The 18,716-nt window shown below is 32.4% G+C and carries 15 protein-coding genes and 1 pseudogene; 13 read left to right on the top strand and 3 right to left on the bottom strand.

Annotated features, from left to right (window positions below; genetic code table 11):
* A pseudogene (locus BMX09_RS10185) lies at nucleotides 1-62 on the top strand (integrase); the annotation flags it as partial.
* On the opposite strand, the gene BMX09_RS08160 reads toward BMX09_RS10185, so the two are convergent.
* Both BMX09_RS08160 and BMX09_RS08165 read right to left on the bottom strand, forming a co-directional pair.
* A complete protein-coding gene (locus BMX09_RS08160) occupies nucleotides 45-617 on the bottom strand; it encodes a restriction endonuclease subunit S (RefSeq protein ID WP_089747573.1) in 573 nt (190 codons plus the stop codon). The pseudogene BMX09_RS10185 and the gene BMX09_RS08160 sit on opposite strands and share 18 nt — an antisense overlap.
* 31 nt (nucleotides 618-648) lie before the next feature.
* On the bottom strand, nucleotides 649-1,191 hold the full coding sequence (locus BMX09_RS08165; RefSeq protein ID WP_089747575.1) for a restriction endonuclease subunit S: 543 nt from the start codon (nucleotides 1,189-1,191) through the stop codon (nucleotides 649-651).
* Nucleotides 1,192-1,262: 71 nt separating this feature from the next.
* Here BMX09_RS08165 and BMX09_RS08170 point away from each other — a divergent pair, with 71 nt between their 5' ends.
* The 10 genes from BMX09_RS08170 to BMX09_RS08215 all read left to right on the top strand — a co-directional run bounded on the left by BMX09_RS08170 (nucleotide 1,263) and on the right by BMX09_RS08215 (nucleotide 14,825).
* Nucleotides 1,263-1,886 (top strand): restriction endonuclease subunit S, encoded by a 624-nt coding sequence (locus BMX09_RS08170; RefSeq protein ID WP_245711154.1) that lies wholly within the window; start codon nucleotides 1,263-1,265, stop codon nucleotides 1,884-1,886.
* Complete coding sequence (locus BMX09_RS08175) at nucleotides 1,879-5,073, top strand: type I restriction endonuclease subunit R (protein WP_089747578.1); 3,195 nt, start codon at nucleotides 1,879-1,881, stop codon at nucleotides 5,071-5,073. Before BMX09_RS08170 ends, BMX09_RS08175 begins: the two co-directional genes overlap by 8 nt.
* A 14-nt stretch (nucleotides 5,074-5,087) precedes the next feature.
* Nucleotides 5,088-6,359, top strand: a complete 1,272-nt coding sequence (locus BMX09_RS08180) for a restriction endonuclease subunit S (protein WP_089747579.1) — start codon at nucleotides 5,088-5,090, stop codon at nucleotides 6,357-6,359.
* 110 nt (nucleotides 6,360-6,469) lie between these two features.
* Entirely contained in the window at nucleotides 6,470-8,059 is a 1,590-nt protein-coding gene (locus BMX09_RS08185) for a type I restriction-modification system subunit M (RefSeq protein ID WP_089747581.1), read from the top strand.
* 47 nt (nucleotides 8,060-8,106) lie between these two features.
* Nucleotides 8,107-8,628 carry a restriction endonuclease subunit S gene (locus BMX09_RS08190; RefSeq protein ID WP_089747583.1) on the top strand — a complete coding sequence of 174 codons (522 nt, stop codon included), beginning with the start codon at nucleotides 8,107-8,109 and terminating at the stop codon, nucleotides 8,626-8,628.
* A gap of 31 nt (nucleotides 8,629-8,659) precedes the next feature.
* Nucleotides 8,660-9,148, top strand: a complete 489-nt coding sequence (locus tag BMX09_RS08195; protein WP_245711156.1) for a restriction endonuclease subunit S — start codon at nucleotides 8,660-8,662, stop codon at nucleotides 9,146-9,148.
* 177 nt (nucleotides 9,149-9,325) lie between these two features.
* A complete protein-coding gene (locus BMX09_RS08200; RefSeq protein WP_089747587.1) occupies nucleotides 9,326-10,393 on the top strand; it encodes a Kiwa anti-phage protein KwaB-like domain-containing protein in 1,068 nt (355 codons plus the stop codon).
* A 6-nt stretch (nucleotides 10,394-10,399) separates the two neighbouring features.
* Complete coding sequence (locus BMX09_RS08205) at nucleotides 10,400-10,990, top strand: hypothetical protein (RefSeq protein ID WP_089747588.1); 591 nt, start codon at nucleotides 10,400-10,402, stop codon at nucleotides 10,988-10,990.
* A 187-nt stretch (nucleotides 10,991-11,177) separates the two neighbouring features.
* Nucleotides 11,178-12,059, top strand: a complete 882-nt coding sequence (locus tag BMX09_RS08210; protein WP_089747590.1) for a GIY-YIG nuclease family protein — start codon at nucleotides 11,178-11,180, stop codon at nucleotides 12,057-12,059.
* A 258-nt stretch (nucleotides 12,060-12,317) separates the two neighbouring features.
* Nucleotides 12,318-14,825, top strand: a complete 2,508-nt coding sequence (locus tag BMX09_RS08215) for a DUF4268 domain-containing protein (protein ID WP_089747592.1) — start codon at nucleotides 12,318-12,320, stop codon at nucleotides 14,823-14,825.
* A gap of 359 nt (nucleotides 14,826-15,184) precedes the next feature.
* Here the strand turns inward: BMX09_RS08215 and BMX09_RS08220 are convergent, their stop codons facing one another.
* Nucleotides 15,185-15,808, bottom strand: coding sequence for a competence protein ComK (locus tag BMX09_RS08220; protein ID WP_089747593.1), 624 nt, complete (start codon nucleotides 15,806-15,808; stop codon nucleotides 15,185-15,187).
* 626 nt (nucleotides 15,809-16,434) lie between these two features.
* Here BMX09_RS08220 and BMX09_RS08225 point away from each other — a divergent pair.
* Together BMX09_RS08225 and feoB are read left to right on the top strand one after the other, a co-directional pair.
* Nucleotides 16,435-16,680: a FeoA family protein gene (locus BMX09_RS08225; protein WP_089747595.1), complete on the top strand. Its 246-nt coding sequence runs from the start codon at nucleotides 16,435-16,437 to the stop codon at nucleotides 16,678-16,680.
* Entirely contained in the window at nucleotides 16,670-18,568 is a 1,899-nt protein-coding gene (gene feoB, locus BMX09_RS08230) for a ferrous iron transporter B (RefSeq protein WP_218138936.1), read from the top strand. Before BMX09_RS08225 ends, feoB begins: the two co-directional genes overlap by 11 nt.
* Nucleotides 18,569-18,716 lie beyond the last annotated feature (148 nt).

Here is an 18,716-nt window from a genome sequence, read left to right on the forward strand (position 1 = left end):
TTCAAGAGCTAGAAAATAAGGACGTGGATTTGATTATGCGTTCGTTATCTAGTCTTTCGTAATTTTTGATTAGCTAAATGATACACTAAAACAGGCTTTCGTTGATGAAGAGTGATTAGCTGATCTAACTCACTGAAAAATGAACCGATGCAGGATTGTTCTTCATACGATGGACAAGCTATTTTCATTTTTGATAATCCTTTTGCTGAAATTTCTAAAAAAGTAGAACCTGAAGCCATCTTTAAAGCATAGCGCTTTATTTTAAACCCTAAAGAATAAATAAAATATGGATCATATTCTTCATTTACAACAAGTGATTGAAACCCTTGATTAGTTGCTGCTTCTTTTGTCAAAATAGCCATATCACCAATTCCAGCACGACTTGTAAATAATATTGTTTTATAAGGTGGTAATACTTTTGCAGAGCTTTTTTCTAATCCTAATAAAGTAATTTGTTTATTACTTTTACCAACATAGGCAGATTTACCAATCTCGGTTGGAGAATACCAATCGATATCACCATCCCAATATTCTTCAATAGACGTACTAGGTGTACCTCCTCCCACTATATCTGCGATTTCATCCCCCAACTTCCGTTGTTCCCAAGCGTTTGTCAAAACATGTTTTCATTAGTTTATACGTGAAAATTCAGTTTTTTAACAAACGCTGTTGAAAAGTGATGAGCTGATCTTGCTTCTGGAAGAACTCACCGATTTGTTGTTGTTCTCCTAGGGAAGGGACATTTGTTACTATTTTAGAAAAATCTGTTTTATTGACAATTTGCATTGTAGCACTAGAAGCTAATCTTTTCATATATATAGACCAAGATATACTATCTATTAATAAAAAATAAGAATGATAATTACTTTTAGGAATTAATGCATTTATTTGTTGATTAAAACTGCTTCTAGTACCTAATAAAGTATTCTTACCTATACTAGCTATACAAGTTACTAATAAAGTATTTTTAGGAACAACTCTTGCAACTTTTACTCCCATTTCACTTAATTTTTTATTGCTTGTAAAAGTGATTTGTTGACATATATCTGTAGGAGTTATCCATGGTAGACCATTTTTTGAATAGTTTTCTTTTATAGTAGTTTTTGGTGTTGAACCAGTTATAATTTCCCCTATATCCCCCAACTTACACTGCTCCCAAGTGTTTGAGTATAAGAGGAAAATATAAAAAATAAAATGTAATTTTAAAAAATTACAAAATAAAACTAAAAATAATGCTTGCTTTTTATAAAAACAAGTGTATAATGAACTTTGTAGAAAAGAAAAGTAATTTTAGAAAGGCACGATTTAAAATGATTATAACAAAATTTGTTGATTTTGAAGCTGGAAGTCCTCAGTTTCGAATTAAAGAACATAAAGGAGAAGGCGCTAAAACATATTCATACTATAGCCAAACAGATATTGTTAATGATTTGATAACAATACCATTTATTGAAGAAGATCATAAACAAGTTACTACAACAGGGAATGTTGTTTTAGTTGAAGAAGGGGATTTAATATTTAGTTTGATATCTGGTAAGTGTGCAATTGCGCAAACTTATAGTAGTGGCTACTTATTGACGCAAAATTATGTTAAACTTCGGATTAAGGGCGGTATAGATAAAAAATATTTAATGTACTTAATTAATGAAGATAAAAAAATAGCCCGTCAATTTCAAGCGTCCATGCAAGGCTCAATTACGATGAAATACACGGTTAAACAACTGCGCGAATTAGACTTGAAAAATTTACCTTCTATAGAGATACAAGAAAAAATAGGGGATATTTATACAAAGCAATTAAGAAAACAAGCACTTAAAGAACGGTTAGCAAAAAATGAAACATTATTAATTTTAGAGAAATTGAAGGAGGTAAATGAACATGAATGAAGATCAATTTGAAAAGAATTTAATTGAATATCTATCAACTGGTAAGATTTCACCAATACCGATTGAGGGAATTGAAAGTGAAAATGTAGATTATGTTTATAAATCACAATTATGGAAGTATGAACCAAACATAAAAACTACAGAGGATTTATGGGAAAATTTTCGTGAAATTATCTTTAATTTAAACCAAAAAACTTTAGAATACCGATTAAGTGAGACAGAATTTGCTCAAGTAAAAAATGTTATCTGTAATTTAAATACACCATATGAAGCAGGGCAATTTTTGTATGGATTAAATGGAACGTCACAAATTGAAATTGATTTAGATAATGGAAAACATGTGATTTTAACAATTTTTGATCAAAAACAAATCGGTGCAGGCGATACAGTTTATCAAGTTGTTAATCAGATTCAACGACCAGCTAAGATTGCAGGTAAACAAAATCGTCGCTTTGATACGACTTTATTGATTAATGGTTTACCAATTATTCAGATTGAAGAAAAAGTCGATACTCATGATGTTAATGAAGCATTAAATCAAATGCACCAATACATCGATGAATTACAATATCGTGATATTTTTTCAACATTACAAATTTTAGTAGCCATTACGCCTAATAATGTAAAATATATGGCGAATACAACCAGTGAACTGTTCAATAAAGACTTTGCATTTAACTGGCAACGTAAATCAGACAACCAAATTGTTCGAAATTGGAAAGAATTTGCTGATTCAATGTTAAGTATTCCAATGGCACATAAAATGGCTACAAACTTTATGATTTTAGATGGTACAAAAAATAAGCAAATGTTAAAAGTTATGAGACCATATCAAGTTTATGCTACTCAAAATGTTATTAACGGGATTAAAAACTCTGATTTTGAATTAGGGAATAATAAGATTGGCTATGTTTGGCATACAACAGGGTCAGGTAAAACAATTACTAGTTTTAAAACAGCTTGGTTAGCAAGTAGAATGCCTCAAGTCGATAAGGTAGTCTTTGTAGTTGATAGAATAGCTCTAACAAAACAAACTAGTGAAAATTATCAAGCATACGATCCGGATGGGGATAGTGAAAACAACTTTGGTTCAGTTAATGATACCCAGAGTACAACGGATTTACGAAAAAAATTACGTAGCAAAGGTAATGGAATTATCGTTACTTCAGTACAAAAATTAGGTAAATTAGTGAAACGTAAAAACTTTAAATCACCAGATAAAAATATTTTATTTATTGTCGATGAAGCACACCGCTCAACAGCAGGAACCAACTTTAATGATATTCAAAAAGCTTTTAAAAAGGCTGCATGGGTAGGTTATACTGGAACACCAATGTTTGATGATACAACAAAAGGCTTACGTACACAAGATATTTTTGGTCCGATGTTACATGCATATACTATTCGTGAAGCAATTGCAGATCGAAATGTTTTAGGATTTAAAGTAGACTTTGAAACAACAATTCCAGACGATGAAATTCGTGAACATTACTTACCGGTATTCTATCGTGAAAAATATCCAAAGTGGTCAGATGAAAAAATTCAAAATAAAATTGATAGCCTAAGTCCTGAAGATATGGATGACACAGTAGAATCTAGTTTTTATGATGAAAATGAAGACCATGTACGATTAGTTGTGGAAGATATCTTTAAAAATTGGCGTAATCGTTCAAATAATGGTAAATATAATGCTATGCTAACAACTCATGTGGGTGGTGGGAAAGCAAGTACCCCAATGGCAATGATGTATTATAATGAGTTTCAACGTATTAATAAAGAACATGAAGAAAATGGCGGACTAGTATTAAAAGTTGCGGTTACTTTCAGTCAAGATAGTTCTAATAGTAATCATCAATTAGATACTAATAAAGGTCTATTTAAAGCAATTAATGAATATAACAAGCAATTTGATACAAAATTTGAAATGGCAGATGCTTCAGCTTATACACAAGATGTAGCTAGCCGTTTGAATCGTACAGCTACAGATAAAAAATATTTAGATTTAGTAATCGTAGTTGATCAATTATTAACAGGATTTGATGCACCAGAAATGAATACTTTATATGTTGACAGAACATTACGAGGAGCAGGACTAATTCAAGCTTACTCGCGTACAAATCGTATTGCGGATATGCAAGAAAAGCCTTGGGGACGTATTGTTAATTATCGTTGGCCAAAATATAATGAGAAACTAATGAAGGATGCTTTAGCAATTTATGCCAATAAAGCTTCAGCAGAATCAACAGAAGCAAAAACTCGTCAACTTCAATTAGATGGAGTTTTAGCAGAAGGATTTAAGCCATGCTTTGATAAAGTGAAAGCTGCTGTTAATGAATTACGGGAATTAACAGATGACTTCGTACAACTTCCAGCAAGCGAACAGAAAAAAGAAGAAATGTTAGAGCAATTAAGAGAATATAACAAAGGGATGGCAATGTTAAAACAATATGACCCAGAAAAAATCGATGGTGAAATGATTGGTTTTAACTATGAAAATCCAGATGAATTAATTGAACATTTAGGAATAACACCTGAACAGCATACTTCATTAACAACAGTTTTAACTAATGAATTAAAAGAATCTTTAGCTGAAATTAAACAAGTGCCAGTATATGAAATTGAATTACGTATGACACATGTTAAGGACATTAAAGTAAATTATGATTATTTAACAGAATTAGTTCAAGATTTGATGAATCAAATTCATGAAAAAGAAGAACAAAAAGCTAAAGAAACATTTGATAAAATCATGAAATTTGCTGATGGATTAGATGATCGTCAACATGCACAAATTATTAAAAATGCTGCAGAGGCTATTTTGAATGGAGATTATCCGTCAGAAGCAGAAAATATAAAATATCCAGTCTCGCTGGATTCCAGTGACAACGTAATTCAACAAGCAAATAAAGTTAGTTTAGATTTAAAATTTCAAGATTTTAGAATTGCATGGGGCTTAATGGATGTTGTCACTAATAACTACTTACATGAACTATTTAGCAGCCATAAATATGGTGAAGCTGATTTAGATGATATGGAACAAATTCAAACGATAGCTACTGAAGGAAGTTTGCAGTATAAAACTCTAGCTTATGATGAAAAAGTCAAAAAATTATCGAAAATCAGATATCGTAATGCATTAAGAACAGCCATTTATGATTTGGCTGATGAAGTAGTTCAAGGATATTAATAGGAGGTAATCAAATGAAAGAAAAAGAACCAAAAGTACCAAAATTACGATTTCCAGAGTTTAAAAATGCTCCCGCTTGGGAACAACGGAAGTTCGGTGAAGTGTTCACATTTCCAATTTCTACCAATACGTTGTCACGTTCGAAATTAAACTATTCTGAAGGTGAAGTTAAAAATATTCATTATGGTGATATTTTGGTTAACTTGGGATTTATAGTAAATGGTGATTCAGATGTATTACCATTTATTACAGGTTCTGTTAAGAATAAGTATAAAAATCAATTGTTACAAAATGGTGATATTGTAATTGCTGATACAGCAGAAGATTATAATGCTGGAAAAGTGGTGGAAATAGCTGATTTTTCAATTGAGGATAATGTCGTTTCAGGACTACATACGTATGCTTATCGACCTAATATTGATTTTGGTAAATATTATCTTGGATATTATATGAATTCTAACAGTTATCACAATCAGATATTACCCTTATTACAAGGGACAAAAGTTTACTCATTAAGCAAAAAGAATTTGATGCTAACGAATGTGATATATCCATGTAACGTTGATGAACAGTCCCGCATTGGCTCTTTCTTTTCTGAGCTAGATCACCTCATCACTCTTCATCAACGTAAGCTTGAAAATTTAGAGAACCAGAAAAAATCTTTATTACAAAGAATGTTTCCGAAAAAAGGAGAGACCACTCCTGAGCTAAGGTTCCCAGGATTCACTGACGATTGGGAGCAGTGTAAGTTTGAAAATATTTGGGAAAGAACATCCATTAAAAATACTGATCTTGAGTATTCTCAAGATGATATTATTTCTGTTTCTAAAATGAAATATGCTAATTCTAATAAAAATTCTACCGAAAAATACATGAAGACATATTTCAAAATAAATAAAGGTGATATTGCATTTGAAGGAAATAAATCAAAACATTATTCGTATGGAAGATTTGTGTTGAATGATATTGGAAGTGGGATTGTTTCTCATGTATTTATTACTTTTACTCCTAAAATTGAAATGAACATGGAATTTATGAAAGAATATATTAATAATGAAAATGTAATGAAACATATTCTAGTTAAAGCAACAACAAAAACGTTAATGATGACTACTTTAAATGTTAAAGATATAAATAAACAGCTTATTTCTATCCCTTCCCTACAAGAACAACAACAAATCGGTGAGTTCTTCCAGAAGCAAGATCAGCTCATCACTTTTCAACAACGTAAGATAGACCACTTGAATGATTTGAAAAAAGGCTTATTACAACAAATGTTTGTTTAGAAGTAGTTTTTATAGAATAAAATCGAATAAAAAAGAATTTTTATGTTAAATATAATAAAAAATATAATTACGCTGAAATGCAGTGTAACTATAATAAAGGAGATTTTTAAATGAGTAATACACAAGAACTTACAAGTAAAATTTGGGCTATGGCCAATGAATTACGAGGAAATATGGATGCAGGAGAGTTTAAAAACTACATTTTAGCATTTATGTTCTATCGTTACCTATCAGAACATCAAGAAGAATATTTAGTAGATCAAAAAATTATTATCCCTGAAGAAGGGCAAAGTGTAAATGATGCGTATAAAATTGAAGCTGAAGACGAATTAGCAGACTATTTAGAAGATATTTCTGCATCATTAGGCTATGCAATTGCTCCAAATGATACATGGGTGTCATTAAATGAAAAAATTGATAATTCAGAAGTTATTCCGAGTGACTATCAAGCGATTTTTGATAACTTTAATATGAACGCCCAATTAAATGAAGATGCAACTATTGATTTTAAAGGTGTATTTAGTGATGTTAACTTAGGAGATTCACGTTTAGGCGGCTCAACAACTGCACGTGCTAAATCATTAAATAATATTGTGAAATTAGTAGATTCAATTTCATATAAAGGTGAAGACGGTAAAGATGTTTTAGGTGAAATTTATGAATATTTAATCGGCCAATTCGCAGCAACAGCAGGTAAAAAAGGTGGAGAATTCTATACACCACACCAAGTAAGTCAAATCTTAGCCAAATTAGTAACGATTAATTTACCTGAAGATAATGAATACTTTAGTGTATATGACCCAACTATGGGATCAGGTTCATTACTATTAACAGTAGGTAATGAATTACCAGAAGAAAGACGAAAAGCAATCAAATACTATGGTCAAGAATTAAATACAACAACCTATAACTTGGCTCGTATGAACTTAATGATGCATGATGTATCATATACTAATATGTCATTAAATAATGCAGACACATTAGAAAGTGACTGGCCAGATGGAGTAGACAAACAAGGTATCGATCAACCACGTAGTTTTGATGCAGTTGTTGCAAACCCTCCATATTCAGCTAAATGGGATAATTCAGAAGCAAAATTAAAAGATCCACGCTTCCAAGAATATGGTAAATTAGCACCAGCATCAAAAGCCGACTTTGCATTCATTTTACATAGTATCTATCACTTAAACAATACAGGTACAATGGCAATTGTTTTACCTCATGGAGTATTATTTAGAGGAGCGGCTGAAGGGAAAATTCGTCAAGTATTAATTGAAAAGAACTATTTAGATGCAGTCATTGGTTTACCTGCTAACTTATTCTACGGTACAAGCATTCCAACAACAATCTTAGTGTTGAAGAAAAATCGTCCAACAAAAGATGTATTATTTATTGATGCAAGTAATGAATTTGAAAAAGGTAAAAACCAAAATAAATTAACAGAAGAACAAATCGATAAAATCGTTGAAACATATAAAGCTAAAGAATTTGTCGATAAATATGCTTATAACGCATCAATCGATGAAATTAAAGAAAATGACTATAACTTAAATATTCCTCGTTATGTAGATACATTCGAAGAGGAAGAACCAATTGATATTGATGAAGTAAATAACTTATTAAAACAAGATACTGAAGAAATCGCAAAATTAGAAGCTGAAATAAACGAACAAATGCGTTTATTAGGAATTAACATCTAAAAATATAAGGTAGGGGAAAGTAGTAAACTTTCTCCTATTTTTGAACAATAACTTGGGAGCAGTGTAAGTTGGGGGAAGTTTTAACTGAAAGAAATATTAAAGCACCACAATCGGAAGAATATCCACTTATGGCTTTTGTTGCTAATAAAGGCGTAACTGAAAAAGGTGAAAGATATGATCGGTCATTTTTAGTAACAGATAATAATAATAAAAAGTATAAACAAACCGAATATGGAGATTATATTTATAGCTCAAATAACCTTGAAACTGGCTCAGTCGGATTAAATTTATACGGAAAAGCAGTTATTTCTCCCGTATATAGTATTTTTTCAATAAATAATAATTGTGATTTTCATTTTATGGGTGAATTACTAACCAGAAAACAATTTATTAAATCTTTATTAAAATGGAGACAGGGTGTTGTATACGGACAATGGCGAATTCACGAAAAAGATTTTTTGAAAGCTATTGTAGCAATCCCTTCCCTACAGGAGCAACAACAAATCGGTGAGTTCTTCCAGAAGCAAGATCAGCTCATCACTTTTCAACAGCGTTTGTTAAAAAACTGAATTTTCACGTATAAACTAATGAAAACATGTTTTGACAAACACTTGGGAACAACGGAAGTTAGGGGATATTGCAGAAATAACGATGGGGCAATCTCCAGCCGGAAGTACTTATTCAGATTACCCAACTAAACATATTTTAGTTCAAGGGAATGCAGATTTAAAAAATGGATGGGTATATCCGAGAATTTGGACAACGCAAGTAACTAAACAAGCATATAATGGAGATTTAATTATGAGTGTTCGTGCTCCAGTTGGTGCTATGGCTAAAACTTCATATGATGTGGTTATTGGTAGAGGTGTAGCTGCAATTCATGGTAATGAATTCATTTATCAAAAATTAGTTAGTATGTGTGAAAATAATTATTGGTCTAAAATGTCGTGTGGATCTACTTTTGAATCTATTAACTCTAATGATTTAAAATCTGCAGAATTTTCAGTTCCGTTAGAAGACGAACAATCCCGCATCGGTTCATTTTTCAGTGAGTTAGATCAGCTAATCACTCTTCATCAACGTAAGTGACAAGAGACGGTGTTTTTTAATAGATTAAAGATGAATTGTAAAAAGTTAAATTTATATGAATATAGTTTTAGTAATATAGCTAGGGATAGTAATAAATTTTCTAGTTACATTAAATATAAAATTCTAAAGAGATAATTTAAATTTAACAAATAATAATATAATAAAAGGAGAAAAAATATGAATGGAAAATTTATGACCAAATTTTTAGATACATCATATGATATTAATCAATTAAGTTTGGATGTGTATATGATTAGGCATGTAACGCAGCAGGAAAAATATGCTGCTAAAATAGTTAATTTAGGAAAGTTAAAAAGCGGGAATGAAGCGGATGATTTGAATAATTGGCTTAAAAAAAGTATTCAAAGAGAATTAGAACAATTAAAAAAAGATGATAGTGGTGAAATTAAACATTTTATCATTAAAGATTTTGATACAGAAATATTTGTTCAAGATGCTATAGCTAAAATTGATTTAAATCAATTAAATGAGTATGGAGAAATATATGAACGATTTGAATTATTAAAACAGGCTATAAACGAAGAAAATAGTGAAAAAATAAATCGAGATATAATTAATACATCATTTCAAGTATGTAGATTAACTGATACATCAGTTGAAAATGATTTAGAAGAAACAATGTATGTATTTTATTATAGAGGGATAAAAAAACAGACTAGTTCAAAAAAAACATGTTTTTTTAGAAATGAGAGAGTTAATGAAATAAAAGATGATATATTGGATATAGGAGGAAAAATATCTTTTATTATACTTAATAATTATATATATATTTTTAAAACTCGTGATTTTGAGTATGCTTTTAAATTTTATAATCATATCATAAAAAAAAGAGATGAAAATATTCAAAAAATTTCAAATTTATCATGCTTTTCAGATAACGTTACAAAAGAATTATTTATAAAGAAGGCTAGTAATAATTTTTATTCAAGAGGATTAGCAAAAATGAATGAAAAAGGAATGGAGAAAATCGAAAATTACTATAATCAAAGATGTATTGAATTAAAAAAAATGGTAGAAAAACTAGATTCGTTAGATGAAAAACAAAAAGAAAATTTGAAATCTGATAAAGGAGAATTAATAGAGGTAATTCAATTTATTGATTTTGCACATGGTAATAAGATAACAATAACTGAAGAAGATAATATTAGTCCCTTATTACATTTATTTCAAGACAAAATAGTAGAATCTTTTTTAACGAAGGAGATTCGGACTACGAAAGGATAGATACATATGTCGAGAAATAAAGTGAAAGAGTTTTTTTTATGGATTATAGGATATTCCCCTGTAATTATGGTGATATTATATAAATTTAAAATAGAAAAGTATGTTGCGAATGCATACGCATGTTTTGGTGTGCTTGGCATTGTAATATTAACATTACTAGTATATAGAATAGAGCAAAGATGTTTTTTGAAAAATGTTGAAAAAGACATGGAAAAATATAATGAAAATAAAAGATTGGAAATTAAATCGATATCAAGATTAAGTTTAAACGAGTATAGTTTTTTTATTTTGACATTGATGTTACCTTTTATTTTTGAAGATGCAAATAATTCATTTGATTTTTGGTTGATGGTGTTTATAATTTTGGTATTAATATATATTTTGGTTAAAATGAATCAAATAATTGTTAATCCAATATTTTTATTTTCAAAATTAACAATATTAAAATGTACTGTAAGAAAAATTGGTAGTGAGAATGAAAAAGAAATTTCAATTATTACTAAGTTAAAAGTTACTGATTTAGAACAATTAGAAGTTGTACGGTATAAAGAGTGTTTTGAACAGGTATATTATGTAACTAGAATTAAAAAGATATAAAACATATTTTTAAAACTAATTAAAATGAAATACAAATAAAAATTAACGAAGATAAATAGCGAAATATCAGTACTATTTATTTTTTATTTCATTAATAGTTGTAAAATTTCACTTTAACATATTTTTCTTAATTATTGTTTTCTGTTACAATATTCTAGAAGAGACTATGAGAAGTGAGGGTGTTTGTATGGAAAAGAGAGCTAAAAATATTCATTTATTTTTAATGGATGGTGAATCTACTGGGCGTATTAAGTGTACGCTTGCGAATTGGACGGGTATTTCGTATAAGATTCCTCGTACGATGCTGGATAAAGCTAAGGATATTGTACCGCTTAGTCAGACGGGGGTATATTTTTTGTTTGGGCATTCTGATGATACGGATGAACCTGTTGTGTATATTGGACAAGCAGGGGTTAGAAAGAATGGGAATGGTATTTTAGGGCGCTTATTTGAGCATAAGAATAATGAGAAAAAGGATTATTGGACTGAGGCGGTAGTATTTACGACGGCAAATGATTCTTTTGGTCAGACGGAGATTAGTTATCTTGAAAATCGTTTTTGTATGATGGCTAAGGAATCGAATCGTTATGAAGTAAAGAATGAGATTGAACCGACTCGTGGTAATATCACTGAAGAAAAGGAAAGTGAATTAGAAGAATTTATCGATTATTCAAAATTAATTATGGGAGCTTTAGGCTATAAAGTGTTTGAGCCGATTGTAAAGGTAAAATTGATTGAACCTGAAGTGCCTGTTGATGAAGAACCTATTTTATATTTTAGATCTAAGAAGGTTGATGCAAGAGGACAACGAACAGCAGATGGCTTTGCGGTATTTGCGGGAAGTAAGATTTCACCAGTTATTTCTAAAGCATGTCCTGTTTCTACAATTAAAAATCGTGAAAAGTATCAGAAATATATTAATGAAGATGGCTTATTAATAAAAGATATTAATTTTACTAGTCCTTCAGCTGCTGCTGGTTTTTGTGGTGGATCATCATTAAGTGGAAATGCCAATTGGAAAGATGAAAATGGAGTATCTTTAGGTAATTTAGAACGTGAGTCAATGTAGTAATTTATAGCTATTACATTCAGATAATTAATGTATACCTTATAAAAACTCAAATACACCATCTTCAAGGCTCTTGGTGTGAGTTAGATACAAACACATATATTAACAGCTAATCTTGCGTATAGGCGCTTTTTTAGCTGTTTTTTTGCTATTATCTTATTTTATCTACAGGAAGCGTTTAGGAAATATGCTATAATGAAGATGAATATACATTAAAAGACAGTTTTTTATAAAAATTTAGATAAATGGGGTTATGTGATGCATGGTGAAGCGACTTTTTTAGTTAAGGCGATGACTGGTGTGAATGAGCGGTTTTATATTCCGGTCTATCAGCGTAATTATAATTGGAAGATTGCTAACTGTAAGCAATTGTTAGATGATTTGTTTAAGGTTATTTTAGAAGATCGTCAGTCGCACTTTTTTGGTAGTGTGGTGGTGGCGCATGGTGAAGGTAGTCATGACCGTCTGATTATTGATGGACAGCAACGTTTGACGACGGTGACTTTGATGTTATTGGCTTTGGTTCATTTGTTGGATGAGGAAGCTATTGCTGTGCAGGAGGATACTTTGAAGAAGCGTATTATGGAGCAATATTTGGTTGATCCGTATAATAATTTGAGTGCTGAGCGGATTAAGTTACGTCCGATTGAAGAGGATCGTAAGGCATTGGAGCGGTTATTTGATGAGCCTTATGAGCGTATTGCGGATTCGAATATTAGTTTGAATTATGAGTTTTTGAAGCGTGAGTTAGTGCTATCTGAGTATTCGGCGGATGATATTTTTCAAGCTATTTGTAAGTTGGAAGTGATTTGGATTCAGTTAGGTGCTGAGGACAATCCGCAATTAATTTTTGAGAGTTTGAATTCGACTGGTTTGGATTTGAGTGAGGGTGATAAGATTCGTAATTATGTCTTGATGGGCTTATCAATGGCACAGCAAAATGATTTTTATTATCGTTATTGGAAGAAGATTGAGGAAAATACTGATGATCAGGTGGATTTATTTATTAGGGATTATCTGACTTTAGTGACTAAGCAGATTCCTAATATGAAGGATATTTATTTTGCTTTTAAGGAATATTTGGCCAAGCTTGAGTCGGATAATATCGAGGCTTTATTAAAAGAGTTATTATATTATGCGAAATTATATAGAGTCTTACTTCATGGTACGGGAGCAGGGGACGAATTGGATGGCATGATTTATCGCTTGAATCGTTTGGAGACTAAGGTTACTCGTCCATTTTTATTAGAGGTCTTAGCATTGCATAAAGCTGGAACTTTAACGAGTGCTGAGCTGGAGGATGTCTTTAGTACGGTGGAGAATTATATTTTCCGTCGTACGATTTGTGATGTGGCGACCAATGCGTTGAATAAGGTATTTGCTTCTCTACATCAAAATATTATCGCATTAGATCAAACAACGGATAATTATGTTGATAAGATGTGTTTTCTATTATTGAAGGGTAAGGAGTCGAAGCGTTATCCGGATAATCATGAATTCAAAGAGGCTTTACGTACGAAGAATATCTACAATATGCAGGCGAAGAATCGTCAATATTACTTTGAGCGTTTGGAAAACTATGGCACTATGGAAACCAAAGATGTCTGGACTCATTTGGATAAAAGAACTTATTCAATTGAACATATTATGCCGCAAAGTTTATCAAAACAATGGGCTAAAGAGTTGGCAAAAGATGGTAATCCAGAAGATATTCATGAGAAGTGGTTACATAAGGCGGCTAACTTAACTTTAACGGCCTATAATACGCAATATTCGAATTCACCATTTGCAGAGAAGCGTGATACAGAAAAAGGTTTCAAGGCGAGTGGTTTGCGTATGAATCAATGGATTTCCCAGCAAGAGCATTGGGGTGTTAAGCAATTAGAAGAGCGTATGAATCTGATTGTTGAGCGTTCACTAATGATTTGGCAGTATCCAACCACGCAATATCAACCTCTAGGCACTGAGGAAGCATTCGTTACATTAGCGGATACGGATAAGATGACTGGTAAGAAGATTAAGCGTGTGGTCTTTAAGGGGAGTGAGATTCCTGTCACAGCTTGGGTAGATATGTTTGAACGTATCTTAATTCTATTGCATGGTGAAAATAAAGCAATCTTAAAAAAAGTAGCTTATAGTCAAGAAGATGGTTACTTAGAGAATTCATTTGCGACGACAGCGGATGTTTTTAATAATTCTCGTAAAATTGATGAGCATATTTATGTGAATACCAATACTGATACGGAGATGAAATTGCGTATTTTACGTGAGGCATTCGATGTGTTTGGTGAAGATAAGGAACAGTTGAGGATGTATTTGCGTCTTGAAGGTGAAAAAATGCCGGCTAATATGCAGGATCAAGCTAGATTTAACTTCTGGCAAACGTTGCATGATTATATGGTAATGCATGAAAGTGTGATGAATGCTAGAAAGCCACATACAGGACGTTGGACGGATTTTCTAATTGGAGTAAAACATGCGCATATTTGTGTGAGTTTAATTTCAAGTAGGAATGAAATGTCAGTAGAATTATATATTAATGAAGATAAGGCATTATTCGATCAATTGCGTAGCCACAAAGATGAGATTGAAGCGGAGACAGGTATGGAGTTCGTCTGGAGTCGAATGAATAGTGCAAAGGCTTCTCGTATCCGTCATTATTTTACAGGTTTTGATACTGGTGATCAGTCGAACTATCAAGAACTGGCAGAAGAGACTTTGAATAAGATGCTCTCAGTACGTTCGGCAGTTAAGAAATATTTATAAGATGATGTGTTGATAGTATTGGTGAGAGTATCCAAGCACATCGATTTAAGCAGCTATTCTTGCGTCTAGGCGCTTTTTTAGCTGTTTTTTGCTATGGATAGTTTATTGTTTAGCTAGGGTAATTGGGATGATAAGGGGCAATCTTTTCCCATGAATTCTGATGGGGCTGATTAGTCTATATCATTATATCTTTTAAGTAGTGGTGGTGCTGTTACTGATTCAGGTGATGTCGTAGTGGGGCATTTGGGAGAGTGGTTGGCTAGTCATTTTGTCTAAAGGATTGGGGGCGTGGATAGTTTGTAAGGCAGCACAAAAAGCCTGTAAGAAGTTTATTCCTACAGGCAATATTAAGTTTGATGTTAGTCACTCATTAGCAATTGTTTTCCTTTATTGTATCGTTTTTCGATTAATTTGCTTTTGATTGGCAGGTGTAAGATGACATCCATTCCTGTGAAGTAGATGAGTGTTGATTCTTCTCCTGCTTGTTCAATTTGAGCGATATTTGGAACTACTAGCCAGTCGTGCTCTCGTGATTTGCTAGTACTCGGTATCATATATAGATCCGGTTTGATGATTTTTGGCAAATTTTGTGCTTTGCGTTTTGCTTTTTTTAATTTTTCATTCAGCATTTTGTATCGCTCGAGTTCGTCTTTTTCCATTTTTTTAGTGGCGACGAGCTTGCTTCTTTTGATGATGGTCGATACAGAATCAGTTGTTTGCTTGATTTTGATGATAGATGACCGTTCAATTATGATTGTCTTATACTTATTTCGTTCTGATTTTGAGAGATGTTCTAGCGTTAGGATGGCTAGGGTTGATTCATTAATACAATATTTGTGACAGACAAAAGCATTATTGATTAATTCCCTCAGATGGAAGTAACGATAACAATTGAGTGCTAATGATTCGGATATACCATCAAAAGGTTGATCACTATTATAGACTAGTGCATCAACACATAAAATATTATTTTTCTGAAACATGTAGTCCTATCTCCTTTTCAATAAAATATTATATGATAATCATTGTGTGAAGCGCTTCACAACTAATAATATACACTATATTAAGGTATTTGTGGGCGTTTTCATGAATTTTCTAAGTAAAAAAATACTAATAATCTTCTTAGCGTATTTTAATAATCTTTTTATTTCAGAAATTTTATATTTTGGGTAGGAATCTTTCTCTAATTTCATCGTCATTGAATATTTTTTTGGAGAATTCAAAAATCGCTATTTTTTCAAAAAAACACAAAATGAAAAGAGTTTTCATAAATATAATTTCTCATAATTTGATAATTAATAAGAATATGTAAGGAATATAACTTATTTATGTCGTTATTTTGATAAATCGTCATCGTTCACCTATGACAATTTTGGTGATTCATTGCCAGATGAGGAGGGGGGTGTTGTTTTATTTTGTTTCTTAGCTTTTTTATTGGCTTTTTTATGGTGAGTAGTTGATAAGTAGAATATATTTTCAGGTGGCTATTATATATAAGTGGTAAATTTCATGGAATAACGATATTTTTTTTGGACTAAGCACTAAAAAAGTTATATAATTTATATAGATTAGGTATGACTAAAAATATGTAGAAAATAAGGTGGAAAATATGAAAATATTTGAATTACCAACTCAAAAAACAGCAATTGTAAAAAGTGTCACTCATCCAAGTGAACAGATGCAACAGCGCTTATATGATTTGGGGATTTATCCGGGTGGGAAGGTTAAGTTAGTCTTAATTAGTCCTAAAGATGATCCGAAAGCTTATGAGGTTCGTGGGACAGTGATTGCATTGAGGAATGAAGATGCGCAATATATTGATGTTGAATTGGGAGATGAAGCAAATGGAAAGTAGTTATCAATTAGTAAATGAAAAGGCAGGACATGTGATTGCATTGGCGGGGAATCCTAATGTTGGGAAGAGTACGGTATTTAATGCTCTAACAGGTTTGAAGCAACATACTGGTAATTGGCCAGGGAAAACGGTTGGGATTGCAGAAGGGAATGCAGAGTATCAGGGTGTGAATTATTGTTTAGTGGATTTGCCGGGAACATATTCACTATCGTCCAATTCTGAAGAGGAAGAAGTTGCTGAGGAGTTCATTGTATCAGATGATTCGGAAGCGACAATTTGTGTGTGTGATGCGACATCATTGGAGCGTAATTTGAATTTGGTCTTACAGATTATGCAACATACGCCGAATGTGGTAGTGTGTGTGAATTTGATTGATGAAGCCGAGAAAAAAGGGATTAAGATTAATATTCCTCAACTACAATCATTATTAGGTGTTCCGGTTGTAGCAACAGCAGCTCGACAGAATCAAGGTTTGGATGAATTAATGGCTGCTTTAGCAAGTGTTGTCTCAGGTGAAGTGAAGATGAATCCTTATATGGCAGAAGCTTTAGCAAGTCTAAAGGCTAATCCTGAAGAGAATACGAAAGCCTTACTTGATCGTTCGACGGTGATTGCTGATGAAGTCGTTACGTTTACGGATTTGGATTATAATAAGCGTGATCGCCAATTAGATAAGATTCTAACGCAAAAGTTAACCGGTATTCCAATTATGGTCTTATTATTAGTTATGATTTTTTGGTTTACGATTCAGGGTGCGAATGGGCCATCTGACTTTTTGGCCAATATGTTTGCCGCTTTAGGTGTCTATGTGAATCAGTTTGTGGTGTCATTAGGGGCTCCAGAATGGTTACGTGGGGCTTTAGTGGATGGCGTGTATAATGTCTTGACGACCGTTATTTCTGTTATGTTACCTCCGATGGCTATTTTCTTCCCGATTTTTACTTTGTTGGAAGATTTTGGATATTTACCTCGTGTAGCTTTTAACTTGGATAGTTTCTTTGCTAAAGCGGGGGCATGTGGTAAGCAGGCTCTAACAATGTGCATGGGCTTTGGTTGTAATGCGGCGGGTGTTACGGGGACTAGGATTATTAATTCGCCTCGTGAGAAGTTAATTGCGATTGTAACCAATAATTTTGTACCTTGTAATGGGCGGTTCCCGATATTGATTTCGATTATTACCATGTTCTTTGTGGGAAGCTCTGTCTCTGCGGGTACTAGTTTAGTATCGGCGGTCTTCTTAGCGGCGGTCGTTATTTTAGGGGTCTTGACAACTTTCTGGGTATCGCAATTATTATCAAAAACCATTCTAAAAGGGGTACCGTCTTCATTTACTTTGGAGTTACCACCATACCGTACACCGCAAATTGGTTCGGTAATTGTTCGTTCGATTTTTGACCGTACATTATTTGTCTTATGGCGTGCGATTATTGTAGCGGCTCCGGCTGGGTTAGTGATTTGGATTATGGCGAATATTTCTCTTGGGGGTCAGACTATTTTGGCGCAAGTTACGGGAGCAATTGATCCGTTTGCACGTTTAATGGGCTTAGATGGGACGATTTTAATGGCGTTCATTTTAGGGATGCCAGCCAATGAGATTGTTATTCCGATTATGGTGATGGGGTATTTGAACCAATCAACTTTAGTGGAATTCGATTCATTAGATCAATTTAAAGAATTATTAGTTGCGAATGGCTGGACATGGTTAACAGCGGTCAATACTATTTTATTTACATTATATCATTGGCCTTGTTCAACAACGTTAATTACCATTTATCAAGAAACTAAGAGTCATAAATGGACCTGGATTTCTTTCTTAGTGCCGACCGTGATGGGGATTGTTGCATGTATGTTAACAACAGGATTAGCGCATTTATTTCATTTAGTATAATAGATTATTGGTAGTCACTTACTTTTGTAGGTGGCTTTTTTGGTTGGAAAATTATGGCTCTTCGTCAAGTAGTGTTGTTGAGGAATTATTAAAAGAAATCTGAAAGATTTATATTAGGGCTTAGTGGACTTGTTTACCACACAAAAGA

This window comes from Granulicatella balaenopterae (assembly GCF_900111135.1).
In the GTDB taxonomy this organism is placed as follows: Bacteria; Bacillota; Bacilli; order Lactobacillales; family Aerococcaceae; genus Granulicatella; species Granulicatella balaenopterae.